At 56.7% G+C, this 729-nt stretch carries 1 protein-coding gene; it reads right to left on the bottom strand.

Annotated elements, in window-relative coordinates:
* A partial coding sequence (locus RMSM_RS24110; protein ID WP_008702658.1) for a S1 family peptidase occupies window positions 1-694 on the bottom strand: 694 nt, incomplete at its 3' end.
* Window positions 695-729: the final 35 nt, after the last annotated feature.

Below are 729 nucleotides of genomic sequence, written 5' to 3'. Positions count from 1 at the left end.
AATAGCTAATCAGCGGGCTTTCGGGCGAAAACGACTGGGCGATTGCCACCAATTTGCCGTCGTTGTCGACAACCGGTCCACCGCTGTCGCCAGGTTTGATTGGGCTTTGGATTTCGACCACTTTGAAATCGTGTTCGCCGTGGTTGGATTTGAATTTCTTGTCATACACCGAGCGAACGGTTCCCGAGGTGTTGACCCACAAAACGTCGCTTCCGCCGGGGTTTCCGATCACATCGACTGCCGATCCGGGCTTGGTGCTGGAGTCGGCCAATTCGATCACTTTGGCTCGTGCCGGGATTTTGGGCAGTTGAATCAGGGCCAAATCGCGTTTGCGGTCGACCGCGACGACTTTGCCAGGCTGGGCAAGTTTCATCACATTGTCGAGGTAATGTTTGCGTTTGACCTCGGGCAGCCCGTTGCGAACATCGGCAAAAAAGACCACTGCCGAACGGCTGTCGCCGACCACATGCGCGTTGGTGAGCACGAGACGTTTGTCTACGTCGACGAAGACTCCGGTGCCGGTAGAGGTTTCGTTTTCGGCGTCGCTGGTGATGATCCAAACGGTCGACTGCAGCGTTTTGCTGTATTTATCGGCGTCGGCACGAGCGGACTGCGTCATCGCAGTGACAAAGGTCAACGCGAACAGGGTGTAGCAGAAGGGCGAAACGACGCCGTGGGGTCGGAAATGGCTCATGGAATCACCTCGAGATGGCTATCGCGACGCGTGGG

The organism is Rhodopirellula maiorica SM1, assembly GCF_000346295.1.
GTDB lineage: Bacteria > Planctomycetota > Planctomycetia > Pirellulales > Pirellulaceae > Novipirellula > Novipirellula maiorica.
Note: the sequence above shows the minus strand (reverse complement) of the source record. Positions and strands in the feature narration are given on the sequence as shown.